Below are 26,443 nucleotides of genomic sequence, written 5' to 3' on the forward strand. Positions count from 1 at the left end.
CTTGACTTACCTGGTCACTTTAACTCAGGATGGATATCGGCACTAAGTTGACCATCCGAGTCAACTTGAAAGAGGTGCTCTCCATCATCACCGGTCGTAGGACCGGCTTGAGCGAAAGGTCGTCGTCATGATCATCGTGACCGGAGCAACGGGCGCTCTCAACGGGTTCACTGTGGAGCATCTCCTCCAACGGATTGCACCGAGCGACATCGGTGTCAGCGTCCGCGATCCCGACCGCGCACAACACTTGGCTGACCAGGGAGTTCGCGTCAGACAAGGAAGCTACGACGATCCTGATGCACTCCGCCACTCGTTCGCCGACGCCGAGCAGGTGCTTCTCGTCTCCTCGAGTGATGTCACCGCGGACGTCATCACACAGCACAGAACTGCCATCGACGCGGCAGTCGAGGCTGGGACGCAACGGATCCTGTACACGAGCGCCCTCGGGACCGGTTTCAACTCCCCCTACCCTCCGCTGGCAATTCATGCTGCCACCGAGCAGCATCTTGCCGAGTCAGGCGTTTCTTGGACGGCTCTGCGCAATGGCTTCTACGGAGATCTAGGAGATCTGCTCGGACCGTGGCAGACGACGGGCACAATCGCCAAGCCAGCCGACGGTCCCTTCTCGTGGATCGACCGACGCGATGCTGGCGAAGCGGCCGCGACAATACTGACCAGCTCGTCGCCCTTCGACGGCCCAGTCGATCTCACGCTGCCCTCACCGGTAACCCTCGGTGACTTCGCCACGAGCGCCTCCAAACTATCGGGCCACTCTGTCGAACGCATGGTCGTCGAGGACGAAGAATGGATTGCCGGTGAGGTTGCCAATGGGGTGCTCGAGGCTGCCGCACGATTCACTCTGACGATGTTCCAAGCAACGCGAAGCGGCCACTTCGGACACTCCGATCTCACGTTGTCTCGTCTTCTCGGACGGGAGCCCCGTACCGTCTCCGATCAGCTCACTGAACAGTTGGTGCGGTCTGCGTGATCGCCCATGAACAGGCACTCACGCCGATAAAGCTTGGGAGCTCACCTGCCCTGAGGAGAACAACGAGCCGGATCTGCCCTGAGTGGTGAAGGAGCGCATGGAGTGGGGTCGGCGGAACGGTCGATTCAGCCCTTCCGATGGATCGATTTGTAGCTGATGTACTGACTCAGTCCCTCAATGCCGTACTCGACACCGAGTCCCGAGTCATGCCGGCCACCGAAGGGGGCATTGTGGTTGGAACCGAAGAAGTTCACGCCGACCGACCCTGAGTCCACCTGCTCGGCGACCTCCTGTGCCCTTTCCGCATCGGTCCCGAAGACGATGCCTCCAAGGCCGAACTCCGTGTTGTTGGCCAGGTCGATGGCTTCCTGCACATCAGTCGAGTCGTCGTAACGCAGGATGGAGATGACGGGTCCGAAGACCTCCTCCGCAGAGATCCGCATGTCCGGGGTCACCTCGGCGAAGACGGTCGGTTCGATGAACTGGCCTGTGGACAGGTCTCCACTCATCGTCGCCGCCTGACCACCGGTGAGTGCGCGAGCACCCTGGGTGTGTGCCGAGTCGATGTACTCCATCACGGTCGCATACTGGTTCGCCGAGGCGACCGGGCCGAATACGGTCGAATCGTCGAGCGGATCGCCCTGCCGTGCCTGGCCGATCGTCTCGGCCACTGCTTCGACGACTGCCTCATAGCGGGAGGCCGGGGCGATGATGCGGGTGGAGATGTAACAGGTCTGGCCGGTGTTGCGCATGCAAGAGCGGATGAGCACCTTCGACATGGCGGCGAGGTCAGCATCGGGCAGCACAATCGCCGAGGATTTGCCGCCCAGTTCCAAGGTCACCGGACGCAGCAACTCTCCGCACGCCGAGGCGATTCGCCGACCGACCGGGGTCGATCCGGTGAAGGCGACCTTGTCGATTGCCGAGTGCTTGACCAGAGCATCACCGAATCGGCCCGGTCCGGTCAGGAGGTTGACTACCCCAGACGGGACACCGGCGGCAACGACCGCGTCGATGATGAAGCGGATGGACAAGGGCGTCACCGAGGCGGGTTTGATGACGACGCTGCACCCGGCCAGCAGTGCGGGAGCGAGCTTGACGACGACGAGGTTGATGGGGAAGTTCCACGGCGCGATGAGTGCGCATACGCCGATCGGGTCCTTACGCACAACGGAATACGAACCGTCCTCGACAGGAAACTCCCGCGCATCCTCATCATCGAGCCAGTGGGCCAGGGAAGCGAAGTGCCGGAAGATGCCGGCCGCATTCGCCGCTGCCCCTCGTGTCTCCGTGATCGGAGTGCCGTTCTCCATTGTGTTCGTCAGAGCCAGGTCTTCGGCACGCGCCTCGATCTCATCGGCGATGCGCAGCAGGAATTCGGCGCGATCCGCCGCTTGGAGGCCCGACCACTCGGGCAGGACATCGCGTGCGGCGCCGACAGCCCGGTCGAGCTCGTCGTCAGTGGCTGCTGGAACAGAACCCCACTGCTCGTTCGTCGCCGGATCGGTCACCGGGTTACGAGTCGAGTCTTTCGCAGTGGTCCAGGCGCCGCCGATGAAGTGGTCGTCGACGTGAGTGTATGGCAAGTGTGCGAGGACCTCGGGTCGAGTTGGCGCCTGCGCCTGAGTTGGCGAAGTCATCGGATCACCTCTGTGCGCAGCAGGGCCTGGTGACGTGCCAGATCTTCCTGTGCCATCGCAACCGCAGGGGCGGTGATGAGCTCGGGAACGATCTCGTACTTGAGCCGATCAGTGTAGGTGGCCATGTCCATGCCGAACCACGAAGACGACAGCGCGATTCCTGCTCGGTCGAAGCGCCAGAGCCTGTCGGCATCGCGAACTAAGGCGTCTTCGAGGCTGAAGGCAACGGGTCTCGTGTCATGACCGTCGATGATCTCGCATACCCGATCAATGAAGTCGTCTGAGTATCCCAGTTCGGGTAGCACCCGACGCGCCACAAGGCATCCTTCTCGCTCATGCTCGTAGCGGATTCCGGCCTTGCGCCAGTCACCGGCGAAGCCTTCGGAGATGATGCGAGACTCGTCGACATGAGCCCAACCTGTGTCGTGAAGCATGATCGTGACGATGACAAGCTCCCGGTCGGCTTGCGGATAGGCGGCGCAAAGTCGCTCCGCATAAGCAGTGGAGACCGGCAGATGAACGTCGTTTCCGCGCGTTCTGGTCTCAGGCTCGATGGCTTTCCACAGCTCGTCGAAGCCTGCGGTCGGAGTGTCGCAGATCGTCGCGGTATCCGTCTGCCCTTCACCAGGGACCGGACGGATCGGGTAGTCCGCAGCGAACTGCTTCGCCCGCGGATCCGAGTCGAACTCCGATGCGGATTCCGCTGGAGCCCACTTGGCGTAGTTCTGATCGCGTGGATTAGGAGTCGTAGAGGTATTCGTCGAGCTGTTCATCGGGTGTCCTCTCTGTCGACGACCAGCGATTTGAGCATGACGTCGGGATCGGCTGCGGCTTCGGCGGGAATCTGCTGGTTCTTACCCAGAGCCGCCCGTACGGCCATGAAGTCCAAAGGTGTGTTGACGCAGTCGGCGGCGATGATCTGCCCCTCGCGGTAGTAGAGCACGGTGAACTTACCTTTGTCGTCCACTCTCCTGACCACGGTCGAGTCGAACCCCATCGACAGTCCCGCGATCTGCAGTTTCATATCGGCCTGGTTTGACCAGAACCAGGGGATGCCGGCGTATTCCTCTCGTCTTCCTGAGACGGAATAAGCGGCGACCTTCGCGTGTTCGATCGCGTTGTTGACGCTCTCAAGCCTGATCCGCTCACCCTCAGGGGAACCAGGCAGCGGGTTGGGCATATTGGCGACATCGCCGACGGCGATCGTTGAGCCGTCGGAGGCGAGCGCATAACCGTCGACGACGATGCCGTTGTCGACTTCGAGCCCCATCTGTTCGGCCAATCCAGTGTTCGGGATGACACCGATGCCGACGATGACCAACTGTGCGGGGACGAAGGTTCCGTCCTCGAGCTTGACCCCGGAGACCGTGCCGTTACCCGAGTCGACGAGCGATTCGACGCGGGAGTTGAGGACGATGTCGACTCCACGTTCCCGGTGGGCTTTGAGGAAGTAATCAGAAGTCTCCTCGCCGACAGCTCGTCCGATGAGGCGGGAACCATGTTCGAGCACGGTCGTGGTCTTGCCCATTCCGTGTAGTGAGCAGGCAACCTCGAGACCGATGAATCCGCCGCCGATGACGACGACGTCCGTGAACTCGTCGAGGCGGCCTTTGAGGTCGAGAGCGTCATCGGCGCTGCGCAGATAGCTCACACCTGTCAGATCTGCACCGGGTACCTGGAGCGGCCTGGCACGAGCGCCGACAGCGAGTGCGATCCGCAGGAACGGGTGCTCCTGGCCGTCGGTGGCAAGTGCTGTGCCAGAGCCGTCCGGCTTCTTCTCTATTCTTTCGATCCGAGAATTCTTGACCAGAGTGATGTCATGCTCGTCCCAGTACTCGGCAGACCGGAAGATGAGGTTTTCCTTGTCGACCTTACCTTGGAGGAACTCCTTGGACAGTGCCGGACGCTGATACGGCCTATGGTCCTCCTCGCCGAGGAGGGTGATCGGCTCCTCGAATCCGGTCCCCCGCAGGGAAATCGCCAGCTGCACCCCCGCTTGGGAGGCGCCGACGATGAGCATACCTGTCTCGGTGTGAGTGGTCGACGTACCTGCGGCGGTGGCGGCGGTGCTGCCGGCCGCCTCGGCGGTTGTGGATTCTTGTGTTGTGGACATGTCAGACCTGCGTTTCGGGGGTGGTCACGTGAAGATCGGTGTCCTCGGTGATCTTGAGCTGGCAGGACAGGCGCGAATTGTCTTCGCGATCCTCGGTGGTTCCGTAGAGCATCTCGTCCTCCATCTCTGACATCTCATCGAGTTCGTCGAGCTGGTTCTCGGCGACGAAGACGTGGCAGGTGGCGCAGGACAGGGATCCGCCGCATTCAGCGACGATGCCGGGTACGCCGTTGCGCACAGCAGTCTCCATCACGGAGTCGCCCGGGTTCGCGTCGATGTCACGGGTGGTGCCCTCGGTGTCGGTGAAGTGAACTGTCGGCATGGTTCTTCCTCCTGATCAGATGAATTGGCGGCCGCCGTCGACGACGATGGTCTGACCGGTGATGTAACCGGCCGTCGACGAGGCGAGGAACAGCGCCGTGCCGACGATGTCGTCGGGTTGGCTGGATCGTTTGATGGCACCCCGGTCGACGCCATAGGTCGCGGCGTCGTCCATGAGTTCGAGGCTGGCCTCGGTGAGTGTAAATCCTGGGGCGATCGTGTTGACGGTGATCGAACGCTGCCCGAGTTCCTTCGCGAGCACCCGGGTCAGTGCGATGACTCCGCCCTTCGACGCGACGTAGTGGGCCCAATTGGCTGACCCGGACATCACCGTTGCACTCGACAGATTGATCATCCGCCCGCCCTCAGGCAGGTGTGGGCTGAGTGCCCTGGCCACCTGCCACGGGCCTTTGAGGTTGACGTTCATCACGAGGTCCCATTCGTCCTCACTGATGTCCTCGAAGGGTGCACGGGTGATTCCGGCGTAGATCGCTGCGTTGTTGATGACGACGTCGATGCGTCCGTCTCCGAACTCCGCAGCGGTTGTCGCCATTGCCTTCGTCGATTCCGCCGAGGTGACGTCGACTTCCACGGCCAGTGCCTCCGCCGAGGTGGCCCGCAGCGCCGCTGCCGTCGTTTCGGCGCCGTCGATGTTGCGATCGGCGACGATCACGCGGTCTCCGCCTGCCGCAAATCCTTCGGCGAAGGCTCGGCCGAGTCCACCGGCGGCCCCGGTGATGAGGACCGTGCGTGAGTCGCTCATCTCAGCCACCCACCGGTGCGTGGGCGTGGCTGTGGGCACCGGGCCCTGCTACTTCTGGGATGGTTTCCTCAGCGTCAAGGATTTCGACGGTGCCGCGGGTGCCGTCGACACGCAGTCGTTGACCGGTGCGGATCTTCGTGGAGGCGTTGCCGGTGCCGGTCACAGCGGGCAGAGCATATTCGCGACAGACGATGGCAGCGTGGCTCATCATGCCGCCGATGTCGGTGACGGTGGCCTTGAGCTTGCCGAAGATCGGACCCCAGCTGGGTGCGGTGATGGGCGCGACGAGGATCTCATCCTGTTCGACCTCGTGGATCTGGGAGGCGTCCATGACCACCCGAGCTGTTCCTTCGACAACGCCGGGCGAGGCGGCCATGCCCTTGAGCCCACCGTTGTCCTCATCGTCGGCCGAGAGCCAGGACTGGACCTGTTCGGTGGTGATTCCCCACAGCATGCGGGTGAAGGGTTCGGTGATCGACTCCGGAGGTGTGTTCAGCGCCGGCTGCGGGCGTGCAGTCTTCAGCGCCGAGACGATCGCCTTGCGCTCTTTGAGGATCGGCGGCCAGTGGGCGGGAGCGATCGGTCCCTGTGGGGCGCCGACTCCCCACGAGGTGACGAGGTCGAAGATGACGTCACGGACCTCATTGCGATTGAGGTAGAGCAGGTCCCCCTCATCTTCGAAGACACCGTGGTGAACCAGTGTCCGGGAGAGTTCACGGACCTTGCGCCAGAACACGCCCATCGTCCAGTGCTCGATGTAGAAGTTGTGGTTTTCAACATATGGGTAGGCGGTAGCGGCGAGCTGACGTTTGGCGTCGAAGACCTCGCGCGCTTCACTGTCGAGCAGGTCCTGGTATTCGCTCACGATGCGGTCCTTCTCCGCGATAAGAGTCTCGGTTGGGCGCATGATCTGCTGTCCGTCGTCGAGTCTGCGAATGTAGTCGGCGATGAAGCCGAGCGGAATTGACAGTTCTTCGCGCCAGTACACGTCGTGGGCATAGAAGCCGTTGCCGGTGGTGAAGTTGAACCAGGGATCCTGCGCTTCCTCCCACCTGGTCAGCCAGCGGGATCCGCCGTCGGCAGAGGCGATGGCATCAAGTACCTGTGCAGCATCATCGGTGGTCTCGAACTTCGACTGCAGGCCGAGTTCGACTGCAAGTGTGGCAAGTTCCTTGAGCTCGTCATCGGGTTTGAACAGCTCCATGTCGACGCCCTGGACCATGGTCGCGATCGACTGGTCGGGAATATCGGGGAAGATCTCCTTGCAGTAGTTGAAGAAGTCGAGGTAGGCGATGTAGCCGAGGTTGAGGAACTCGAAATGGTACTGCCAGTTCTGGTAGCACAGCTGGATCAGCCGGTCGTAGTTCTCCATGAGGACTTCCGAACCGTCCATGGCCTTGCCGGAGACGATATCGTCCATGGGCACCATCTCCGGCAGCGGATCGAAACGCAGGGACTCCAACTCGTCGATCGTGCCGCGGACCTTGGTTCGCCACTGGTCGAGCATGGTGTCCCAGTTCGCGAAGTAGTGGCCGATGCGGGCCTGGAACTCGGGCAACCTGGCTTCGATCTGCTCCTCGGGGACCGGGATCGGCGACATGTAGAGGTAGCCGAGGTGGACACGGAAGTCGATGCCGTTGGCGTTGGGGATCATCAGGTGCCGGGCGTTGTACTGGCCCAGGCATTTGACGGCGAACTCTCCACCGATGGTCTCAAAGGGCTTGAACGCGGTGGGCCAGTGCTGGGAGTCGCAGAACCAGAACTTCTCGTCCTCGAAGTCTCTCAGCTCGTCTTGGAATACAAGGTAGTAGGGGTAGATCTTCTCCCATCCTTCGGCGCCTGCCGGCACAGCTAGGTCAGAGGGACGTGGAAATGACTTCATCGGCATTGTTCTGCTCCATTGTTTGTCGAGATACATGGGTTGTTAGTGGCCGGACTCCAGGTTCAGGAGGCTTTCGCGTCTGGTGCGTCAGCCGTTGGACTTCATCAGCGACGCGGTGATCGAACCGAGGTCGAAGCCAGCCGTGGTCGGCTTCTTCTCAGCTGTTCCCTCAGCCTTCTTCTCTGCAGAGGAGTGGACTGTCTCCGGTCGGGACTGCAGCAGGAGGAGGTTCTCCCCGTCCGGCAGATCACGGTCGAAGGCCCACTCGATGTCCTGCGGGCACTTGTAATGCTTCTCTGCACCCTTGGCAAGGCTGGCCACTGCGGTGACTTCGTCGTCGCTGAGGCATCTGACTTCAGCGCGGTCGGCGCTGACTTCCTTTTCGGCCAGCCTTCCGTCGGCAGGGACGAGTTCGATGTGCTTATCGCCGATGTGTTCGGTGACGACCTGCAGTGTGATCTTGTCCATGAGGATGTTGTCGGGAGTGACGAGTCCTGAGACGACTGTCTCTCCGACTCCCCAGGAGGCGTCGATGGCGATCTTCGAGCGGTCGCCGTTGGACGGATTCATCGTGATCGCCACGCCGGCGGTGCGAGCATTGACCATCTTCTGCACCACCACAGCCATCGACAGCCCCTCGTCGGGAATCGAGTTCTTCAGGCGGTAGATGATTGCACGGGAGGTGTAGAGCGAGGCCCAGCACTGCCGGATGTGATCGGTCACCTCGGCGTAGCCGTTGATCCACAGGTAGGTGTCCTGCTGCCCGGCAAAGCTGGCATCGGGCAGATCTTCGGCGGTCGCGGATGAACGCACCGCCACAGGCGCCTCGCCGCCGCATTGGGCGATGAGCCCGTCGTAGGCTTCTCGGGTGGATGTGCGGATGCTCTCGGGCACCTCGGCGCTGGTGAGTCGCTCGCGGATCCGGGCGGATACCTCGTCGACCTCTGTGACGTTCTCGGAGTTGAGGTTGCCGAGCTCGCGGCTGATCTCATCGGCGATTCCGGATTCGGCGAGGAAGGCATCGAAGGCTGCCGTGGTCACGACGAATCCAGGAGGCACGGGCATACCAGCCGTGGTCATCGTGACCAGTGAGGCTCCTTTACCGCCGAGGTTCTCCAGCTTAGGTTCGATCGTGGAGTCGAATGTCTGAACATAGTTCATGATGGTCCTCTCACCAAGTCACGGGTACGGAGATCGGGACCCGAAATGACAGGTTCTTGCGGAAGTCGATGGTCTCCGGGTCGACGAGTTGCAGGTTCGGGGCCAGTCGAGTGACCTCCTGGAAGCAGATCTTCGCCTGGAGCTTGGCGAGCATATTGCCCAAGCAGTAGTGGATGCCGAACCCGAACGACAGATGTTCACGAGCGTTGGACCGACCGATGTCGAACTCTTCGCCATCGTCGAATCGGTCTGCGTCACGGTTGGCCGATCCCATGAGCAACAGGAGCTCTTCGCCCTTTTTGATGCTCACTCCTCCAACCTCGGCGTCTTTGAGTGCCTTGCGGCGCCAGCCCACGATCGAGCCCGAGTAGCGCAGCACCTCATCGACAGCCGCCGGAATCTTCTTTTCATCATCGATGATGGCCTGCCACTGTGCCGGGTGGTTGAGAAGGACCCGGAAGCAGTTTCCGATGAGCGTCGTCGTGGTCTCGTGGCCGGCGAAGAGAAGCGAGTAGAGGACCGAAGCGATCTCGTGATCGGTGATCTCCGCTCCTCCCGACTGGGCGCGGACAAGATCTGCTGTCATGCTGTCGCCGCCGTTCTCGTGCGCGTCGGCGACGAGCTGGAGGCATTCCTGCCAGTACTCGACGAGGTTGTGAGCGTGAGGAATCTGTTCCTCATCACTCAAGTCGCCCCATGTCATGGCCGCGCGGGAGTCTGACCAGCGCTTGTAGGTGTCGACCTGAGATACGTCGGCGCCGATTAGGGTGAGAATGGTGATCGTCGGGATGTCGTAGGCGAGGTCGCGGACGAGTTCACCGTCCTTGTCTGGCCTAGCGAGCATCGTCTCGATTCGGGAGATGACATTGTCACGGATCTCCGGTTCGAGAACCTTGAATCGCCGAGGTGTGAAGGCCTTCTGGACGACCGTGCGGATCCGTGTGTGCTCGGGCGGAACGCGAGCCGAAAGCCCGGAGTACGCGGTGAATCCGCCGTCCTTCATGATTTGCGTGGCCTGAGGCCCGCGCTTGCGGACGGGGGCCTGGGCATTTTCAGAGGAGAAGGTCTCCCAGTCGTCGAAGACGGCCTTGATGTCGTCATAGCGGCTGACGACCCAATAGCCGACCCGCTCATCGAACATCACGGGCTCTTCTTTGCGCATCTGAGCGTAAGAGGGGAAGGGGTTCTTCATGTCGAAGGGCTCGAAGCCGTGGTGGTCCGAGGAGCCAGAGTTTCCGGAGCCGCTGTAGGGGCAGCCGCCGGTGGTCTGAGCCGAATCCAAAGTCATTGTCTCTCCTGTGAGCGGGGTCACTGTTGAACGTGCTGATCACACTACTGGCTGGCACGCTGGAGGCAATGATTAGACTTCCGTTGAATGGAAGTGACTTCCGCTGGCGCTGGTCATTCTGGGATGTGAAATCGATGGCCGACGGGAGACTGGAATTCAGCGCCGACCGTGAATGCCGAACTGTGTCTCAAGCAAGGTCTCGAGTGGGATGTGCGCCGTCGCCTGTTCGAGACGTTGGCTGATGCCGCGCAACGCAGGCAGGTGGCGCGTCAATGTTGACGCTTTCTCCGAGGCGACGACGAGGCCGAGCGCAGCCCCGATGCGCCCTGTATGAAAGACCGGCACTGCAATCGAACACGCGCCGAGGCGCTGCTCTTCGACGGTGGCGGCATAGCCTTCTTCTGAGATGGCTTCCAACTGTCTCGACAGCACTCCGGGGTTGGTAACCGTACGCGGTGCGACCTGCTTCATCGGTCGCTGCAGGTAGGCTTCCCGAACCCATGCTTCATCGAAGGCGAGGAGCACCTTGCCGACGGCTGTCGAATGCATCGGCAGGCGACCGCCGACGCGAGAGGCGCGAGGCACGCGTTCCGTCCCATAAACACGATCGATATAGAGCACTTCACGACCATCGCGAATGGCCAGCTGCGAGGTTTCGCCGGTGAAGGAATAGAGATCCTGGATGAAAGGCTGAGCCGTTTCGCGAAGCTGATGTCCGACATTCTGGCCCATCTCCCAGATGCGCAGACCGAGCTGATATCGGCCTTGTGCCGTGCGGGTGAGGAATCCCCAGTCCACCAGCTCGCTCGTCAGGCGGTGAGCTGTGCTCAATGGAATCTCTGCCGATTCGGCCAACTGAGTGAGAGTGAAGCTGCGCTTCGGCTCTTCGAATGTCGTGAGCAGGCTGAGCACCTTGTGAGTGACAGTTCGACCGCTTGCTGAGCTCGGCTCGGGACGGGACGGGGGCCTTGCCGCCGATGTGTTGACGGGCCCTGCTGGCTGAGAAGTCACTGACAGCTCACAGACTGACTGCTGCTCACGTATTGTCTGCTTCTTCGCATGAACGCAATATCCGTCACCGGAGGTCGCGCTGTCAACTGTATGACCGAGTTCTACTGCGAGCTCACACTGCGCGACTTCCTCGCCGATCGGGCAGGTGCAGTCGACTGGATCAGATCACAGGTGACGAACCTGCTTCCGGAACTGTGCATTCCGGTTGAGTCAGCCTCGAGCTGATCGCCTGATCTTCGCGCTTGCGATCACCCGGGCAGCAGCACGATGATCGTATGGATGACGAGGCCGACCAGGGCACCGATGACTGTGCCGTTGATGCGGATGTACTGCAGATCCCGGCCGACGTAGAGCTCGATCCTCTCGGCAGCTTCCTTCGCATCCCAGCGTTCGATCGTGTCGGAGATGACGCTGGCGATCTCGGGGCCGAAACTCTCTGCCAGGTCTCCGGCTGTGGTGGCGATCCGATCGTCGATCTTGGCTGCGAACTCAGAGTCGCTCTGCAGTCGCTGAGCGAATTCTCCGATGAGCTCCGAGATACGTCCGCGGACCTCGCCGTTCGGATCGATGATGGCTTGGCGCAGCAGCTGTTTGAGTGAAGTCCATATCTCGAGCACCGAATCGACGACCCCGGATTGGCTGAGCAGGTCGTTGATGATGACTTCGGCCTTCTCCGACAGCGGAGTGTCGGAGTTCAGGTCGTCGGAGAGATCGACGAGCCAGGCGTCGAGAGCCTGTCGTGCCTTGTGGTATTCGTTGTCGCGGACGTCGGCGACCCAGCCGAGCACCTCTCGCTGCAGTCGGTTGGAGAGCTGCTCGTTGACGAAGTCGGGAACCCAGGACGGGGCCCGGTTGTGGACGATCTCATCGATGACCTGCGGGTTGTCGCCCAACCAGGAGTATGCCTCGGCGACGATGAGGTCGACAAGTTTGTGATGCGCACCGTCGAGGACGATCTGACGCAGCAGCTGCGCCAGCACCGGAGTCTTACGGGTCGCGACCAGGCGCGGAATGATGACGTTCTTGGTCAGGGCCACGACGGAATCGTCGTCGATGCGGGCGAGCACATATTCGAGCCCACCGGCGGCACGGTCGACGACGAGGTCCCGGTTGGCGGACTTGCTCAGCCACTCACCGGCACGGTGGGAGACCTGAGCGGACCGGATCTTCGTCGACACCGCCTCGGCGTGGAGGAAGTTCGCGGCGACGAACGCGGACAGGCTCGCGCCCAGGGTGTCCTTCTTGCGAGGAATGATCGCGGTGTGCGGAATCGGCAGCCCGAGTGGGTGGCGAAAAAGTGCCGTGACGGCAAACCAGTCGGCAATCGCACCGATCATCGCAGCCTCCGAAGCACGGGAGACGAAGCCCCAGACCCCGGTGTTGTCGGTGAAGATGTGGGTCGAGAGAAAAATGAGGGTGGCGAGAACGAGCAGCGACAGCGCCAGCGTCCGCATCTTGCGCAGACCCCGCGCCCGTTCCTGGTCCTCCGGCGTCAGCTCGCTCGGACCGCCGAAACGCGGCACGGATGGTGCTTTCTCGATCGACATCGTTCCCCCTTCTTCGCCTGCCATCGACTTTAGCGAAGTAGCGGCCCGACGTGGGCATCGGCAGGCTGTGCCGAGCCTGGGAACCTGCGTCATGGAGTCTGCGCCCTGTCGCCGATTGCCGCATCGTGTTTGTATGGGAAGAGGCAACATTCGACGACTTTCGGGAGGATGACATGGCGGAGACGTTCAATGTGGGCGATCACGTGGGGTGGAACTCGGAGGCCGGCGAGGTCTCAGGCACGATCACGAAAGTCCACACCTCGGATTTCGAGTACAAAGGCCACAATCGTCGGGCATCGAAGGACGAACCGCAGTACGAGATCAAAAGCGACAAGACCGATCACATCGCCGCTCACAAGGGCACGACTCTCCACCGGATCGACAAAAGGTGAGCAGATCGCAGTTCTTCACCATCGGTCACTCGAACCATCCCCTCGAGGAGTTCATCGACCTTCTTACCGACAATGCCGCCGAGGTGGTCGTCGACGTCCGCAAGCTGCCCGGATCGAATAGGAATCCCCAGTTCAACGCGGACACTCTCGTCGATGACCTGGCCAAGGTGGGAGCGGACCCGCGTCGGCTCGAGGGCCTGATCGGCAGACGCCCGGTGAACCGTGACATCGACTTCGAGGTCAATGGGTGGTGGAAGAACCGCAGCTTCCACAACTATGCCGATCACGCCCTGACCGAGGAGTTCCGGACCGATTTCGAGCAGCTGCTTGAGTGGGGCGCGAGCAACCGCTGTGTGCTCATGTGTTCAGAGGCGGTGTGGTGGCGCTGCCACCGTCGCATCATCGCCGACAACCTGCTCGCCCACGACTACCCAGTCACCCACATCATGGGCAAGAACCAGACCTCTGCCGCCGAACTCAGCTCAGGAGCAGTCGTCGACAAGGACAGACGTGTCACCTACCCGGCAACTGCCTCGAACGACTAGTCGGGTGCCACACAGGATCCGTAGGCAACAGAATGTAGGGCGCGGCGGTGGATTCGTAGGTAGCAGAATGTAGGGCGCACGCATTGAACTGCCCCACCGTCGCTCTGGTGAATGGTCTCAATTGGCGAGACCCAGCAGTCTCACCAACATTTCGGGCGTAGTGTGTCGGGGTCTGGTCACCGCTGTCCCGCACGGGAAGGGACCTGACCAGGTTTCCGCTTCAGGCTGACCGGACGGTTCACCCCCGTACAGTCAGGAGCAGCCGTGCCAGCACAACCGGCCGAGGCCACCATTTCCGAGATCACCGATCTCATCACCTTCGACACCACCAGCCGGGATTCCAATCTCCCGCTCATCAACCACGTCGTCGACCGTCTCAAAGCCGCAGGCATCGAATCTCAGCGTGTGCCCAACGCCGAGGGCACCAAGGCAAACCTGCTGGCCACACTGCCGGCCTCCGATGGTTCTACGACCGGCGGAATCGTCCTGTCCGGGCACACCGATGTCGTACCCGTCGACGGACAGGATTGGTCAAGTGAGCCCTTCACTCCGCAGATCAGAAACGGCAAGCTCTACGCGCGCGGCAGTGCGGATATGAAGTCCTTCATCGGCGTGATCCTCGCGAAACTGCCTGAGCTCACCGCCGCGAAGCTCAAGGAGCCCATCCACCTCGCCTTCTCCTATGACGAAGAGGTCGGCTGCGTGGGTGCGATCGACCTCGTCGACACGATCACCGAGACGGGCCTGGCCCCACGCGGCTGCATCGTCGGTGAGCCCTCAAGCATGCGGGTCGTGCGCGGCCACAAGTCGATGAACGTCTTCCGGGTTGATTTCCACGGCGTCGCGGCACATTCCTCGCTGACCCCGGAAGGTGTGAACTCGATTGCCTACGCCTCCGAGTTCGTCACCTTCGTCCATGCGGTCGCCGCTGAATTCCGCACCGAGGGACCCTTCGACGAGAACTACGTCGTGCCCTTCACCACGGTGACGGCGAATACGATCAGCGGCGGCATCGCCGTCAACACGATCCCCGCCGAGGCGAGCGTGCAATTCGAGTTCCGATCCCTGGGATCTGTGGATCGTGAAGCACTCGTCGATCGATTCCGCGCCGAGGCGGCCCGCCTCGAGCGCATGATGCGCGCGGAGAACGACAGCGCTCACGTCGACTTCACCGTTGAGGCTGCCGCTCCCGGCTGCGAAACTCCAGCTGAGGCCGACATCGTCTCCCTGGCCGGTCAATGGGGCGGAGAGGTCAGCGACGACAAGGTCACCTACGGCACCGAGGCGGGACTGTTCTCGAACGCGGGCATCCCCACCGTCGTGTGCGGCCCCGGAGACATCGCACAGGCCCACGCTCCCGATGAGTACATCGAACTCGAACAGATCGTCGCCTGCGAAGCGTTCATCGGCAACCTCATCACCGACCTCAGCAGCAACACCGACCTCAACGCGGAAGGAGAGTGAGCACCATGAGCTCGTCCACCGCGGATGCGCAGCAGGGGCCTGTGCTCGAGGCAACTCCGGAGCGTCTCCTGGCCGCACGCAAGGCCGTCATCTCCAGTTCGATCGGTGCCGCCCTCGAATGGTTCGACATCATCGTCTTCGCGTCGTTCGCCGTCGTGATCTCGGAGATCTTCTACCCTGAGGGCGATCCGGTCTTCTCCCTCATCCTCACCTTCGCCACCTTCGCGATCTCCTACCTCGTCCGCCCCATCGGCGGCCTGGTCCTGGGCAGGTTCGCCGATCGACGCGGCCGCAAACCGGCGCTGACCCTCACCCTGTTCCTCATGATGCTCGGCACCCTGCTCATGGCGATCGCCCCGACCTATTCGCAGATCGGGGTCTGGGGCGCTCTCATCATCTTGGCATCCAGACTCCTGCAGGGGTTCTCCGCCGGCGGCGAGTTCGGCACGGCGACGACCTTCCTGGTGGAGACCGCTCCGCACCGGAAGATGTACTACGCCTCCTGGCAGATCGCCAGCCAGGGAGCCTCGATGGCCTTGGCCTCGGCCTTCGGCTTCGCCCTCAATACGTACCTGTCCGAAGAAGCACTCCACTCCTGGGGCTGGAGGGTGCCGTTCCTCATCGGCCTCCTCGTCGGACCGGTCGGACTCTACATCCGCTCCAAGCTCGACGAGACCGAGGAGTTCGTGTCGCGGCCTCCGGCGAAGTCGCCCCTGCGCACGCTTTTCGCCAACCACTGGGGTCGCATTCTCGCGGCCTCCGCGTCTGTCGGTGTCGCTACGATCTCCGTGTACATGATCCTCTTCATGCCCACCTTCGCGATGTCCAACTTGGGCATCTCACCGACGGCGGCCTACCTCGGCGGCATTTTGGCGGGTCTGATCTGTCTGCTCGGTTCACCGTTGGTGGGACGACTTGCCGATCGGGTCGGTGCGGCGCGGATCATGACCTATGCCGCGATCGCGGCCCTGGTGCTCGCGTGGCCGCTGTTCCAGCTCATCGTCACCCAGCGCAGCGTGCCCGCGTTCATCTTCGTCATCGCCGTGCTCGGCGTGATCATGGCGTTCTACTTCGCTCCGCTGCCGGGCATGCTCTCTGTCCTCTTCCCGGCAGAGATCAGAGGCACCGGGCTGTCCACGGCCTACAACATCGGTGTGACGCTGCTCGGCGGCATCGCTCCCTTGGTGCTCACGTGGCTGCTCGACATCACCGGTTCGCTGAACTCGCCGAGCGTGTACTACATGGGAGTCGCCGTACTCTCCCTCATCGGCCTGTTCTTCGTTCGCAGGCACTACGACCAGCGCTGATACAAGTGGCGGCAGGTCTGCCGCCGGCGCGCCTGCCTTGGTATCCTGGCGGCATGTACTGGCCACTGACGCCCCGGGAGCATGAGGTCGCGCTGACGATGATCCGTCATGCCCACCCCTCATCCGCTGAGGAGGCGAGTGCCACGTACGCCGATGCCCAGCAAGAGACGTGGGATAGTTCGGCCCAGGTCACACCCGCGCAGCGTGTGACCTGGGAGTCCAACCTCGCCGAGGTGGTCGTGACCAACCCCTGTGACTGCGGTTCCTGCCCGTCGATCGGCATGCGACCGGTGACTCGAGTCGACGACGAGAGCAGGGACGACACCGGTGGACAGGGAGATTTCGCGAACCGAGTCATCCTCGATGCCACGGTCGACGGGTGCATGCTGCTGCTGTTCATCGACGACGACAGCCCCAGCTACCTCGAATTGGCTCCCACAGATGATGAGGTATTCACGGAGTTCCCGCCACCCGAACGCATCCTGTTCTGACGCTCGAACGACCGCACCGTCGTCGAGAGCCACGCCACTCGCGCCTCGACTCACCGAGAGCAAACAAAAACGTCGAGGGAACACTCTGTAAAGTGTCCCCTCGACGTTTAGGTCTGCTTTCGACTACGAGCCGGGCTGACCGCTGGTCGGCCAGGCTGGCTGTAAAAGCTTCAGGCCTTGCCGATGACCTCGAACTTGGCGTTCGCGGTGATCTCGTCGTTGACGCGCACGGTAGCGGTGTAGCTGCCGGAGGTCTTGACGTGAGCAGGCAGTGCGACCTGACGACGATCGAAGTCGTGCCCGGTCGCGGTGTGCAGTGCTTCGGCCACAAGAGCCGGGGTCACGGCGCCGAAGAGGCGGCCGTTCTTACCGGACTTGAGTTCGATGCGGGCGCTGGAGGATTCCAGCTGAGCCTTCACCTTGACTGCTTCATCATGGTCAGCAATCTGCTTGGCCTGACGAGCCTTGCGAAGAGCATTGACATGCTTCTCCGCGCCCGCGGTCCATGCAGAAGCCCAGCCACGAGGCAGGAGCAGGTTACGTGCGTATCCGGCGCGAACCTCGACGATGTCGCCGGCGGCTCCCAGACCATCAACTTCCTGGTTCAGAATAACTTTGCGATTAGGCATGTTCTCTCCCTCCGATCAGCGAGCAGTGCTCGAGTAGGGCAGAAGTGCCATCTCGCGGGCGTTCTTGACGGCCTTTGCGATGACGCGCTGTTCCTGCACGGTCACGCCGGTGACGCGACGAGCACGGATCTTGCCGCGGTCGGAAATGAACTTACGGAGCGTAGCGGTGTCCTTGTAGTGGATCTTCGCCGCTTCGCCCTTCTTGAGCGGATTAGCCTTCTTCTTGATAGGCTTCCGGATCTCTGGCTTTGCCATGAGTATCTCCTGATTTACGAAATGTCTTGAACGTGTTTAGAACGGCGGTTCATCGGCGCCCGGGTTGCCCCAGCCGCCGTTGCCGCCCTGTGGACTCGATGATGCCCACGGGTCATTTGCCGGTGCGTTGTTCCCCTGGCTGTAACCACCCTGGCGCTGACCACCCTGCTGCGAACCGCCCTGATTCGGGTTGCCCTGATTCGGGTTGTTGCCCCAGCCGGAAGACTGCTGCTGACCGAAGCCACCCTGCTGGGCGCCTCCGCCCTGCTGCTGTCCACCGAAGTTACCGCCGCCGGAGAATCCGCCTCCGCTGCGTTCGTTCTTCGTCACCTGAGCGGTGGCGCGTCGCAGGCTGGGGCCGACTTCGTCGACGTCCAGTTCCATGACGGTGCGCTTTTCGCCCTCTTTGGTTTCGAAGGACCGCGACTTCAGGCGGCCCTGAACGACGACCCGAGTACCACGCTGCAAGGATTCGGCTACGTTTTCGCCCATCTCACGCCATACCGAGCAGCGAAGGAACAGGGTTTCCCCGTCCTTGAACTCGTTGGACTGACGGTCGAACATACGCGGCGTCGAAGCCACGGTGAAGTTTGCGACCGCAGCACCATTAGGTGTGAATCGCAGTTCGGGATCACTTGTCAGGTTCCCGACGACCGTGATGACTGTTTCGCCTGCCATTGACTGCTCCTTGAAACGAGGTGCTTGACGCTATTACTTGGCGTCTGGGCGGAGGATCTTGGTGCGCAGGACGGACTCGTTGAGTCCGAGCTGGCGATCGAGTTCCTTGGTCGTTGCAGGCTCTGCGTGGAAATCAACCACGACATAGAAGCCTTCGGACTTCTTCTGGATGTCGTAGGCGAAGCGCCTGCGTCCCCAGATGTCCACGTTGTCGACGGTTCCGTTTTCAGCCGGGACAACCTTCATCAGTTTGTCCACGGTGTCAGCCAACGTCCGCTCGTCGGTTTCGTTGTCAAGAATGAGCATGAGCTCGTAATGACGCATCTGTCACCCACCTCCTCTGGTCTTTACGGCCATGGTCGTTCCATGGCAGGAGGGTATATGCATGTCCGTTCCGTCCCTCACGCTTGTCGTGAAATGGGAACAGACCTACACAGTCTAGTGGACGGGCACCTGTGGTGTCATGTCGGATCCCCGTGCCCTTGCACACGGATGACCGGACGATCGGCTTCAACTCGGCGAGGTGGTTGTGCAGAGCGCAGTCGACCGCGGATTCGTCGTCGGTACAGATTCTCACCCGCGCAGATGACGACGGCGACGAGTGCGAGCAACCGCAGGAGAGTCAGGAGCGCGACGAAGGTCGGCTCGAGTCCTTTGTCGGGCTCAATGGCAGCGACATCGCCGAGGTGGATGGCAATGGCGAACGCAGTCTCCGCCACAGCCCAGATGATGAGCACCCACCAGCGACGAACGGTCAGGGCGAGGAACGGCAGGATCCACAGGCTGTCCCAGGGCATCATCCCGGGGGCCAGCAGCAGACAGCCGCCGATGAGGAGGCAGGCGGCGACGGCCGGGTCGAGTCCCGTCCGCCGGACCATGAACAGCGAGACGGCGATTGCGGCGATGACTCCCGCGCTGGCGATGATCCACACCGGTGCCCAGACCTCGGCGGTCCCCAGCCGTGCCATGACCAGGATGGAGGCGAAGGAGCCGCCGTCGACGGCATCGCTCATCCAGTGCAGGACCCGGTCGATGGCGGTGCCGTCGATGACCAGGAGAAGCGCCGAGGTGATGGTGACCGCCGCGAGCATCATCCGCGGGTCCCGGGGACGCAGTCGTCCAGCCGGGCGCGGACCGGCCAGGGTGAGGGCGAGGAGAACCAGCAGGGCCAGCGGGTTGATGAACGCGGCTATCCCAAGGAGGACCCCGGAGAGCCAGGGACGTGATCTCATCGGGGAGGATCCGACGAAGATGACCATGGCCCAGACGCTCAGTGCAAGCGCCACGGGGTCCAGACTCGACCCCAGGGTGAAGAGGATGACCGGCGAAGCGAAGGCTGCGACCAGCCAAGCTCTCTGCCTGGCGAGGACCAGAAGTGCGACGCCGAGCGCGGCGAAGGCGAGGACGTTGATGATGAGGACCATCGCCATGAAGACCGAGACATCGTCGGTCATGAGTTTGCCCAGTTGGACGAGACGAGACTCGAGCGCGGGCAGTCCCGGCATGCCCCCGTGGGAGCGTCCTAGAGCATCCTCGGGATTGAACTCTCCGAGGAATGCCATGGACAGAGGCCCGGAGCACATCCTCGCCGAGGCTGTCGGCTGTTCGTAGCCCGAACTCAGGCACGGGCCCTGCAGGGCGAGGGCGAAGAACGTGGTGAAACCGAGGATTCCGGCGAAGACATATGCCTGACCGCGCCGGAACCGCGCTCCTGCTGATGCGAGGTGAATGCCGTCCGGACCGCCGAGCAGAGGCTCGGCGATCCGGGTGCTGGACTGATGGGGCATGACTAGAGGTTACCGGCCAGCGGGCCGATGACCGTTATCAGCCTCCGGGTGACGCCGGTGGCTTAACGGGCAGTCCTCCTGACGAATCGCCACCGTCCTCAGAACTGTCGTCGTTGCCCTTCGGCGTGTCGTCCTTAGGCGGGTCGTCCTTAGGTGGATCGTCCTTAGGTGGATCGTCCTTAGGTGGATCGTCCTTAGGCGGTTCGGTCGGCTTCGGCTCGTCTGCACCCGAGTCGCCATCCTTCGAACTGTCGGCGTCCTTTTCCTTGTCCTTGTCGTCCTTCGGCTTCTCGCTCGGTTCGTCGACCGGGGCCTTCTTATCGGACCCGTCACCACCGTCGCTGCCGTCGTCGCTGCCGCTGGGAGTCTTGGGCTCGGGCTTCGGGGCAGGCGCTACCGGTTCATTCGTGTTCTTGGGCTTCGGCTTATCCGGCAGCTCTCCGCGCTCGGGGAACTGTTCGACCTTTTCGCCTTCAAGAGCAGCCTTCATGTACTCGGTCCAGACCTGGATCGGGAAGGAGCCACCGGTGACCTCGCCGCGACCGCCGTATGGGCCGATCGGAATCGACTTGCCGTCGACTTCGCGGTAGAGGACGACAGCAGTGGCTAGGTTCGGGGTGTACCCGGTGAACCACGCAGCCTTATTGTTCGACGTGGTACCAGTCTTGCCGGCTGCAGGTCGACCAAGTTGCTGTGCGTAACTGCCCGAACCACCGTTGACGACCTGGCTGAGAGCGAAAGAAGTCTCGGCAGCAACTGCCTCGTCGAAGACACGATCGCCCTTGGTCTTCGACTTGTAGATCTCTTCGTCCTGTTCGCCCTGAGTGACCTTCTTAATGGCGTGGGCATCGTGCTTGACGCCATTAGAGGCGAACGTCGCGTATGCATTCGCCATATCGACGACTTTGACGCTTGGGGTGCCCAGAACGTTCGACAGGTCCGGGGTCAGATCGATCGTGCAGTTCCTGGTATCACCCGTTTTCATCTGCTTTTTCGTGCAGTTCCCGCTGAGTCCCGCTCGCTGAGCGACGTCAACTGTCTTGTCAGGGCCAACCTGTTCGTTGAGAGCCGCATAGGCGGTGTTGATCGAGGACTCCGTTGCCTTGAGCAGGGTCACTGGCCCATAGTTCGCTCCGCCGAAGTTGGAGACTTCCCACGGGTTGCCGTCATTTTTGATTGTTGTCGCGGTGCCCGGGTACCGGTCCGTCAATCGCACACCGTTTTCCAAGCCCGCCACTAGAGCGAAGGGCTTGAAGGTCGAACCGGCCTGAGCATGGCCCTGAGTCGAGACATTGAAGGCCTGGTCCAAGTAGTTCTTACCACCGTAGAAGGCTTCGATTCCGCCGTTGTCCGGGTCGATCGAGACCAGACCCGCCTGCATCCCGTCGGGCTGATCCGGTGGAAGGTTCTTGATGGCCTTTTCGGCTTCCTTCATCCGGTCTTTGTCGAAAGTGGTGACGATGTTGTAGCCACCGCGGTCCAGCTGAGCCTCGTCGATGTCGAGCTTGCGCAGCGCCTCACGGCGTACGTATTCCCACATGTACCCGGTCTGGCCCTTGAGGGATTCTTCCTTGCTTGCTTCCTTCACCTCGGGCATCTCGACCTTGGCGGCCTGCTCGTCGGTGATGAAGCCCTCATCGGCCATCGACTTCACAACGTAGTCGAAGCGATCCTGGTAGGCCTCGGGATTGTCTGCAGGGTCAGCTGCACCCGGGCGCTGGATCATCGCGGCCAGCAGAGCCGACTCGCTGACATCGAGGTCCTTCGCCGACTTGTCGAAGTAGTTCTGGCTGGCGACCTCGATGCCGTAGGACCGGCGTCCCAGATAGATCGTGTTCAGGTAGTTGGCGAGGATCTCATCCTTGCTCTGCTGCTGGTCGATCTTGAGGGAGATGAACATCTCCTTGACCTTGCGATCCAGAGAATGCTCGTTGGTCAGGTAGAAGTTCTTCACGTACTGCTGTGTGATCGTCGAACCGCCGCCGGCGTACTGGTTCGTGACGACGCCGACAACGGCGCGGGAGAGTCCCTTGATCGAGATTCCGCGGTTCTCATAGAACGAGGTGTCTTCGGCGGCGATGGCGGCCTTGCGCATCGGCTCGGAGATCTCATCGATCTTCACGGACTTGCGGTCTTGGACTTTGTACTGACCAATGGGGGTCTTGCCGTCGTTATAGTAGATAGTCGACGTCTGACCGGTGGCCTCGATATTGGGCTCAGGGACGTCGGTGGCGGCGTAGCCGATGGAGAACAGCACGCACAAGGCGATGATGATGCTGAGTCCGCCGACGACGAGCAGCCGGATGCTGGGCAGAAAACGCGTCCATCCGCGCACACCTGAGCGCGGATAGTTGAGAATGTTCTTTGTCTTCTTGCCTCTGGTTTTGGCTTGTTCTTGTCCCTTAGCCACCCAAGGTCCTCCAGGTCAGTTTGCCTGCCGCATTGCGTGGCGACGAGGTTCGATAAGGTCACACTTGGGCTTCAGTGTGGCACGCCTTCTTTGGAACAGAGTGAAAATCCCCTGAATCTGGCGCCCACCTGACCCATTAGTTACCTGTCTGTACTTACGAGTAGCGGCTGATATCCGCTCTCACCAGGGATTTTACCGTCTGTCGAGTTCATCGACCACATCCAGTGCGGAATTGCTCACATTTAGCCCATTTTTCAACTATCAGCCGCCTGTCGGCCCACCCCCGTGCACAAAACTGTGCACTCCCATCCCTCAGCACTCGGCGAGGGATGAGAAGTGCCCTCAGTACTCGGCGAGGGAGGGAAGTGCCCTCAGCTCCCAACGAGAGTTGATCAGCTCTTGAGGTCGAAGTCCGTGTCGGCGTACTCCTTGCCCTCGACAACCGGCTCACCGCTGAACGGGTGCAGCTGATCCTCACGGGCACGAAGCTCTACGCGGCGGATCTTGCCGGAGATCGTCTTCGGCAGCTCAGAGAACTCGAGCCGGCGGATGCGCTTATAAGGAGCCAGATGCTCACGGCAGTAGGCGAGAATGGCTCGCGCGGTCTCCGCGTTGGGCTCGAATCCGCCCGCAGGGACAACGTAGGCCTTGGGAACAGCGAGACGCACGGGATCCGGCGATGGGACCACAGCCGCCTCGGCGACGGCCTCGTGCTCGATGAGCACACTCTCGAGCTCGAACGGAGACAGACGATAGTCGCTGGCCTTGAACACGTCATCGGCGCGGCCGACATAGGTGATGTAGCCGTTTTCATCGCGTTCGGCGACGTCACCGGTGTGATAGACACCGCCTTCGAAAGCTTCAGCGGTCTTCTCCTCGTTTGACCAGTACCCGCTGGTCAGACCCAAGGGGCGGGGATCCAGGCGCAGGCAGATCTCGCCCTCATTGCCCTCTTCGCCGGTCGCCGGATCGATGAGGACCACGTCGTAGCCGGGCAGAACCTTGCCCATGGAACCGTATTTGAGCTCCTGGTCAGGGGAGTTGCCGACCTGCAGGGTCGTCTCCGTCTGGCCGTAGCCGTCGCGGATGAGCACGTCCCATTCCTGCTTGACCCGGTCGATGACCTCCGGGTTGAGGGGTTCGCCAGCACCCAGGGCGATCTTCGGCGGGTTCTTGAGGTGGCTGAGGTCTGCCTGGATGAGCATGCGCCACACAGTCGGAGGGGCACAGAAGCTGGTCACGCCGACCCGATCCATGGTCTCCATCAGGGCATTCGCGTCGAAACGCGAGTAGTTGTAGAGGAAGACGCAGGATTCGGCGATCCAAGGAGTGAAGATATTCGACCAAGCGTGCTTGGCCCAGCCGGGCGAGGCCACATTGAGGTGGACATCGCCGGGGGTCAGGCCCATCCAGTACATCGTCGACAGGTGACCGACGGGGTAGGACACGTGGGAGTGGGCGACCATCTTCGCCTTCGAGGTCGTGCCCGAGGTGAAGTAGAGGAGGAGCAGATCATCGGCGCGCGAGGTGCCCTGCGGGTCGAAGATGTTGTCTTCGTCATCGGCATCGACGTAGCTGTAGTCCTGCTGACGAGAGGCGTCAGCACCGACGACGATGCGCACCACCTCGGCGTCGACCTCGTCAAACTTCGCGGCATCCGCAGCACCGGCGATAACGAATTCGGCCTTGCCGCGATCGACGCGATCGTTGAGATCGATGGGCCCCAGCTGAGTCGTCGTGGGTAGGAGAACCGCGCCGAGTTTGATGCCGGCGAGCATGGTCTCCCACAGCTCAACCTGGTTGTTGAGCATGATCATGACGTGGTCACCGCGCTTCACACCGGAGCGGCGGAGGAAATTGGCCACCTGATTCGAGCGACGAGAGAGTTCGGCATAGCTCCACTTGCCCTCTGTCCCGTCTTGTTCGACGATCCACAGGGCTGGGCTGTCGTTGCCCTCGGCGACCTTGTCGAACCAGTCGATGCCGAAGTTGAAGTGGTCGAAGCGCGGCCATTGAAAGCCGTCGCCGGCCGCCGCGGCATCGCTGCGCAACTCGATCAGCTTGTCTCTGGCTGCACGGAATTCATCGGTCACAGTCATCAGGTTCTCCTCACATCGTCGCCTGCGCCACATCATGTGACGACAAGCACAAACATACGCGATTTACGAAGCTATCAGTTGATGTGAGGAGGACAACAGGCGGGGGTGGAGCCTAGGACTCCTCGCCAGGCTCGACGTCGTCAGGCTCAGTTTCGTTGGGCCCAACTTCGGCGGGCCCGTTCTCGGCCCACCACTGCCGCAGAACCTCTTCGGCGCGCTCGTGTCCCAGCGGGCCGTGCTCCATCCGCTCCTCGAGCAGGTGCTTGTAGGCCTTGCCCACCAGCGGCGAGGGCTTGATGTCGAGGATGGCCATGATCTGGCGACCGTCGAGATCGGGACGGATCGCTGCCAGTTCTTCCTGTTCGCTGAGCTTCTCGATCCGGTGCTCCAGATCGTCGTAGGCGAAGGCGAGCCGATCGGCCTTCTTCTTGTTCCGGGTGGTCACGTCTGCCCGGGTGAGGATGTGCAGGCGGGAGAGCAGTGGGCCGGCATCGGTGACGTAGCGGCGCACGGCAGAATCGGTCCAGCCGGCGTCGCCGTAGCCGTAGAAGCGCAGGTGCAGCTCGACGAGGCGGCCGACGGCCTTGGTCGTGTCCTTGTCGAAGCGCAGCGCCTTCATCCGCTTCGCCGTCAGCTTCGCACCGACAGCATCATGGTGATAGAAGGTCACGGCCCCACCAGGCAGGAACCTGCGGGTCGCGGGTTTGCCGACATCGTGCATCAGCGCCGCGAACCTGACGACGAAGTCCGGCACCACGAGGCAGTTGGGATCATCGGAGCTCAACCCGGCTTCGCGCTGTTTGGCCGCATACTGCTCTTCGAGCTCGACGGCTTGGCGCAGCACGGTCAGTGAGTGCTGATAGACGTCCTTGTGGCGATGATGCTCATCGGTCTCGAGCCGCAGGCCGGCGACTTCGGGCAGAACATGATCGGCGACATCGGTGCGCACCAGCAGATCGATGCCCGCGGCCGGGTCGATGCCGGTCATCAGCTTGAACAGCTCCACCTGGATACGTTCAGCGGAGATGATCGCGATCCGATCGGCCATGTCACGCATCGCCGCTTCCACCTCGGCGACGGGATCGAGACCCAGCTGAGCGGTGAACCGAGCGGCGCGCATCATGCGCAGCGGATCATCGGAGAACGAATCCGCGGCGGTGCCCGGGGTGCGGATAACACCTTCGATGAGATCGGTGAAGCCATCGAACGGGTCGACGAAGGTCATCGCCGGGAGGCGGATCGCCATCGCCCCGATCGTGAAGTCGCGTCGGACCAGATCAGCGTCGAGGTCGGTGCCGAATTGCACCGTCGGCTTCCGCGATTCCGGATCATAGGCCTCGGCACGATAGGTGGTGATCTCGATCTGCACACCGGATTTGATGGCGCCGATGGTGCCGAATTCCCGGCCGATGTCCCAGTGGGTGTCCACCCAGTCGGAGATGAGAGCGAGGATGTCGTCGGGGCGTGCGTCAGTGGTGAAGTCGAGATCGGGCATGGGACGACCCAACAGTGCATCACGGACGGAGCCGCCGACGAGGGCGAGTTCGAATCCGGCCGCTGCGAAGCGCTTGCCCAAGGGCCCGAGAATGTTCTCGAGCTCATCGAGCTTGTCGTACAGACGGGCGTGCGCGGTCTTCGGGTCCACCGAGCTCCTTTGTGTTCTCCTGCGCCG

Annotated in this window: 25 protein-coding genes; 7 read left to right on the forward strand and 18 right to left on the reverse strand. The window is 61.9% G+C overall.

Annotated features, from left to right (window positions below):
• The first annotated feature begins 127 nt into the window (after positions 1-127).
• Positions 128-988, forward strand: coding sequence for an NAD(P)H-binding protein (locus LQ788_RS19630; protein WP_231443963.1), 861 nt, complete (start codon positions 128-130; stop codon positions 986-988).
• Between the two features lie 125 nt (positions 989-1,113).
• On the opposite strand, the gene LQ788_RS19635 is transcribed toward LQ788_RS19630, so the two are convergent.
• The 9 genes from LQ788_RS19635 to LQ788_RS19675 all read right to left on the reverse strand — a co-directional run bounded on the left by LQ788_RS19635 (position 1,114) and on the right by LQ788_RS19675 (position 11,167).
• Complete coding sequence (locus LQ788_RS19635) at positions 1,114-2,628, reverse strand: aldehyde dehydrogenase family protein (RefSeq protein WP_231443965.1); 1,515 nt, start codon at positions 2,626-2,628, stop codon at positions 1,114-1,116.
• Positions 2,625-3,401, reverse strand: a complete 777-nt coding sequence (locus tag LQ788_RS19640; RefSeq protein WP_231443967.1) for an HD domain-containing protein — start codon at positions 3,399-3,401, stop codon at positions 2,625-2,627. Before LQ788_RS19640 ends, LQ788_RS19635 begins: the two co-directional genes overlap by 4 nt.
• The gene (locus LQ788_RS19645) at positions 3,398-4,741 is read right to left on the reverse strand and encodes an NAD(P)/FAD-dependent oxidoreductase (RefSeq protein WP_231443969.1); all 1,344 of its coding nucleotides are present in this window, start codon (positions 4,739-4,741) and stop codon (positions 3,398-3,400) included. Before LQ788_RS19645 ends, LQ788_RS19640 begins: the two co-directional genes overlap by 4 nt.
• Position 4,742: 1 nt before the next feature.
• A complete protein-coding gene (locus tag LQ788_RS19650; RefSeq protein ID WP_231443971.1) occupies positions 4,743-5,063 on the reverse strand; it encodes a 2Fe-2S iron-sulfur cluster-binding protein in 321 nt (106 codons plus the stop codon).
• A 15-nt stretch (positions 5,064-5,078) separates the two neighbouring features.
• Positions 5,079-5,825, reverse strand: a complete 747-nt coding sequence (locus LQ788_RS19655; protein WP_231443972.1) for an SDR family NAD(P)-dependent oxidoreductase — start codon at positions 5,823-5,825, stop codon at positions 5,079-5,081.
• Position 5,826: 1 nt separating this feature from the next.
• Positions 5,827-7,713, reverse strand: coding sequence for a PEP-utilizing enzyme (locus LQ788_RS19660; RefSeq protein WP_231443974.1), 1,887 nt, complete (start codon positions 7,711-7,713; stop codon positions 5,827-5,829).
• Between the two features lie 81 nt (positions 7,714-7,794).
• Positions 7,795-8,868 (reverse strand): PEP/pyruvate-binding domain-containing protein, encoded by a 1,074-nt coding sequence (locus tag LQ788_RS19665; protein ID WP_231443976.1) that lies wholly within the window; start codon positions 8,866-8,868, stop codon positions 7,795-7,797.
• A 10-nt stretch (positions 8,869-8,878) separates the two neighbouring features.
• On the reverse strand, positions 8,879-10,156 hold the full coding sequence (locus LQ788_RS19670; RefSeq protein ID WP_231443977.1) for a cytochrome P450: 1,278 nt from the start codon (positions 10,154-10,156) through the stop codon (positions 8,879-8,881).
• Positions 10,157-10,312: 156 nt separating this feature from the next.
• Positions 10,313-11,167 (reverse strand): IclR family transcriptional regulator, encoded by an 855-nt coding sequence (locus tag LQ788_RS19675; RefSeq protein WP_317207054.1) that lies wholly within the window; start codon positions 11,165-11,167, stop codon positions 10,313-10,315.
• 48 nt (positions 11,168-11,215) lie between these two features.
• Here LQ788_RS19675 and LQ788_RS19680 point away from each other — a divergent pair, with 48 nt between their 5' ends.
• Complete coding sequence (locus tag LQ788_RS19680) at positions 11,216-11,392, forward strand: hypothetical protein (RefSeq protein ID WP_231443979.1); 177 nt, start codon at positions 11,216-11,218, stop codon at positions 11,390-11,392.
• A gap of 23 nt (positions 11,393-11,415) precedes the next feature.
• Here the strand turns inward: LQ788_RS19680 and LQ788_RS19685 are convergent, their stop codons facing one another.
• Positions 11,416-12,714: a DUF445 domain-containing protein gene (locus LQ788_RS19685; RefSeq protein WP_231443981.1), complete on the reverse strand. Its 1,299-nt coding sequence runs from the start codon at positions 12,712-12,714 to the stop codon at positions 11,416-11,418.
• Between the two features lie 173 nt (positions 12,715-12,887).
• Between LQ788_RS19685 and LQ788_RS19690 the strand changes: the two genes are divergently transcribed.
• The 5 genes from LQ788_RS19690 (at position 12,888) to LQ788_RS19710 (ending at position 16,913) form a co-directional block, all read left to right on the forward strand.
• Positions 12,888-13,106: a hypervirulence associated TUDOR domain-containing protein gene (locus LQ788_RS19690; RefSeq protein WP_231443983.1), complete on the forward strand. Its 219-nt coding sequence runs from the start codon at positions 12,888-12,890 to the stop codon at positions 13,104-13,106.
• Positions 13,103-13,651, forward strand: a complete 549-nt coding sequence (locus tag LQ788_RS19695) for a DUF488 domain-containing protein (RefSeq protein WP_231443985.1) — start codon at positions 13,103-13,105, stop codon at positions 13,649-13,651. The genes LQ788_RS19690 and LQ788_RS19695 overlap by 4 nt, the downstream gene beginning before the upstream one ends.
• Before the next feature lie 264 nt (positions 13,652-13,915).
• Positions 13,916-15,115, forward strand: coding sequence for an acetylornithine deacetylase (gene argE, locus LQ788_RS19700; RefSeq protein ID WP_231443986.1), 1,200 nt, complete (start codon positions 13,916-13,918; stop codon positions 15,113-15,115).
• Positions 15,116-15,120: 5 nt separating this feature from the next.
• Complete coding sequence (locus LQ788_RS19705) at positions 15,121-16,422, forward strand: MFS transporter (protein WP_231443988.1); 1,302 nt, start codon at positions 15,121-15,123, stop codon at positions 16,420-16,422.
• Between the two features lie 53 nt (positions 16,423-16,475).
• Positions 16,476-16,913 carry a hypothetical protein gene (locus LQ788_RS19710; protein ID WP_231443990.1) on the forward strand — a complete coding sequence of 146 codons (438 nt, stop codon included), beginning with the start codon at positions 16,476-16,478 and terminating at the stop codon, positions 16,911-16,913.
• 170 nt (positions 16,914-17,083) lie between these two features.
• On the opposite strand, the gene rplI is transcribed toward LQ788_RS19710, so the two are convergent.
• The 8 genes from rplI to LQ788_RS19750 all read right to left on the reverse strand — a co-directional run bounded on the left by rplI (position 17,084) and on the right by LQ788_RS19750 (position 26,416).
• Positions 17,084-17,542: a 50S ribosomal protein L9 gene (gene rplI, locus LQ788_RS19715; protein WP_009882769.1), complete on the reverse strand. Its 459-nt coding sequence runs from the start codon at positions 17,540-17,542 to the stop codon at positions 17,084-17,086.
• Between the two features lie 15 nt (positions 17,543-17,557).
• Complete coding sequence (rpsR, locus tag LQ788_RS19720; protein WP_009882767.1) at positions 17,558-17,797, reverse strand: 30S ribosomal protein S18; 240 nt, start codon at positions 17,795-17,797, stop codon at positions 17,558-17,560.
• A 36-nt stretch (positions 17,798-17,833) separates the two neighbouring features.
• A complete protein-coding gene (locus tag LQ788_RS19725; protein ID WP_231443992.1) occupies positions 17,834-18,475 on the reverse strand; it encodes a single-stranded DNA-binding protein in 642 nt (213 codons plus the stop codon).
• A gap of 33 nt (positions 18,476-18,508) precedes the next feature.
• On the reverse strand, positions 18,509-18,799 hold the full coding sequence (gene rpsF / locus LQ788_RS19730; protein ID WP_009882765.1) for a 30S ribosomal protein S6: 291 nt from the start codon (positions 18,797-18,799) through the stop codon (positions 18,509-18,511).
• A 137-nt stretch (positions 18,800-18,936) separates the two neighbouring features.
• Positions 18,937-20,262 carry a hypothetical protein gene (locus LQ788_RS19735; RefSeq protein ID WP_231443994.1) on the reverse strand — a complete coding sequence of 442 codons (1,326 nt, stop codon included), beginning with the start codon at positions 20,260-20,262 and terminating at the stop codon, positions 18,937-18,939.
• Between the two features lie 37 nt (positions 20,263-20,299).
• Positions 20,300-22,672 carry a transglycosylase domain-containing protein gene (locus tag LQ788_RS19740; RefSeq protein WP_231443996.1) on the reverse strand — a complete coding sequence of 791 codons (2,373 nt, stop codon included), beginning with the start codon at positions 22,670-22,672 and terminating at the stop codon, positions 20,300-20,302.
• Positions 22,673-23,064: 392 nt separating this feature from the next.
• Positions 23,065-24,771 (reverse strand): AMP-binding protein, encoded by a 1,707-nt coding sequence (locus LQ788_RS19745; RefSeq protein ID WP_275901935.1) that lies wholly within the window; start codon positions 24,769-24,771, stop codon positions 23,065-23,067.
• Positions 24,772-24,883: 112 nt separating this feature from the next.
• Positions 24,884-26,416: a CCA tRNA nucleotidyltransferase gene (locus LQ788_RS19750; RefSeq protein ID WP_231443998.1), complete on the reverse strand. Its 1,533-nt coding sequence runs from the start codon at positions 26,414-26,416 to the stop codon at positions 24,884-24,886.
• Positions 26,417-26,443: the final 27 nt, after the last annotated feature.

The sequence above is a fragment of the Brevibacterium zhoupengii genome (assembly GCF_021117425.1).
Lineage (GTDB): Bacteria > Actinomycetota > Actinomycetes > Actinomycetales > Brevibacteriaceae > Brevibacterium > Brevibacterium zhoupengii.

Excerpts from the sequence above, each read along its gene's own strand:
- LQ788_RS19630 (WP_231443963.1), top strand. The coding sequence starts at position 128 with ATGATCATCGTGACCGGAGCAACGGGCGCTCTCAACGGGTTCACTGTG.
- LQ788_RS19635 (WP_231443965.1), bottom strand. The coding sequence starts at position 2,628 with ATGACTTCGCCAACTCAGGCGCAGGCGCCAACTCGACCCGAGGTCCTC.
- LQ788_RS19640 (WP_231443967.1), bottom strand. The coding sequence starts at position 3,401 with ATGAACAGCTCGACGAATACCTCTACGACTCCTAATCCACGCGATCAG.
- LQ788_RS19645 (WP_231443969.1), bottom strand. The coding sequence starts at position 4,741 with ATGTCCACAACACAAGAATCCACAACCGCCGAGGCGGCCGGCAGCACC.
- LQ788_RS19650 (WP_231443971.1), bottom strand. The coding sequence starts at position 5,063 with ATGCCGACAGTTCACTTCACCGACACCGAGGGCACCACCCGTGACATC.
- LQ788_RS19655 (WP_231443972.1), bottom strand. The coding sequence starts at position 5,825 with ATGAGCGACTCACGCACGGTCCTCATCACCGGGGCCGCCGGTGGACTC.
- LQ788_RS19660 (WP_231443974.1), bottom strand. The coding sequence starts at position 7,713 with ATGCCGATGAAGTCATTTCCACGTCCCTCTGACCTAGCTGTGCCGGCA.
- LQ788_RS19665 (WP_231443976.1), bottom strand. The coding sequence starts at position 8,868 with ATGAACTATGTTCAGACATTCGACTCCACGATCGAACCTAAGCTGGAG.
- LQ788_RS19670 (WP_231443977.1), bottom strand. The coding sequence starts at position 10,156 with ATGACTTTGGATTCGGCTCAGACCACCGGCGGCTGCCCCTACAGCGGC.
- LQ788_RS19680 (WP_231443979.1), top strand. The coding sequence starts at position 11,216 with ATGAACGCAATATCCGTCACCGGAGGTCGCGCTGTCAACTGTATGACC.
- LQ788_RS19685 (WP_231443981.1), bottom strand. The coding sequence starts at position 12,714 with ATGTCGATCGAGAAAGCACCATCCGTGCCGCGTTTCGGCGGTCCGAGC.
- LQ788_RS19690 (WP_231443983.1), top strand. The coding sequence starts at position 12,888 with ATGGCGGAGACGTTCAATGTGGGCGATCACGTGGGGTGGAACTCGGAG.
- LQ788_RS19705 (WP_231443988.1), top strand. The coding sequence starts at position 15,121 with ATGAGCTCGTCCACCGCGGATGCGCAGCAGGGGCCTGTGCTCGAGGCA.
- LQ788_RS19710 (WP_231443990.1), top strand. The coding sequence starts at position 16,476 with ATGTACTGGCCACTGACGCCCCGGGAGCATGAGGTCGCGCTGACGATG.
- rplI (WP_009882769.1), bottom strand. The coding sequence starts at position 17,542 with ATGCCTAATCGCAAAGTTATTCTGAACCAGGAAGTTGATGGTCTGGGA.
- rpsR (WP_009882767.1), bottom strand. The coding sequence starts at position 17,797 with ATGGCAAAGCCAGAGATCCGGAAGCCTATCAAGAAGAAGGCTAATCCG.
- LQ788_RS19725 (WP_231443992.1), bottom strand. The coding sequence starts at position 18,475 with ATGGCAGGCGAAACAGTCATCACGGTCGTCGGGAACCTGACAAGTGAT.
- rpsF (WP_009882765.1), bottom strand. The coding sequence starts at position 18,799 with ATGCGTCATTACGAGCTCATGCTCATTCTTGACAACGAAACCGACGAG.
- LQ788_RS19735 (WP_231443994.1), bottom strand. The coding sequence starts at position 20,262 with ATGCCCCATCAGTCCAGCACCCGGATCGCCGAGCCTCTGCTCGGCGGT.
- LQ788_RS19745 (WP_275901935.1), bottom strand. The coding sequence starts at position 24,771 with ATGACTGTGACCGATGAATTCCGTGCAGCCAGAGACAAGCTGATCGAG.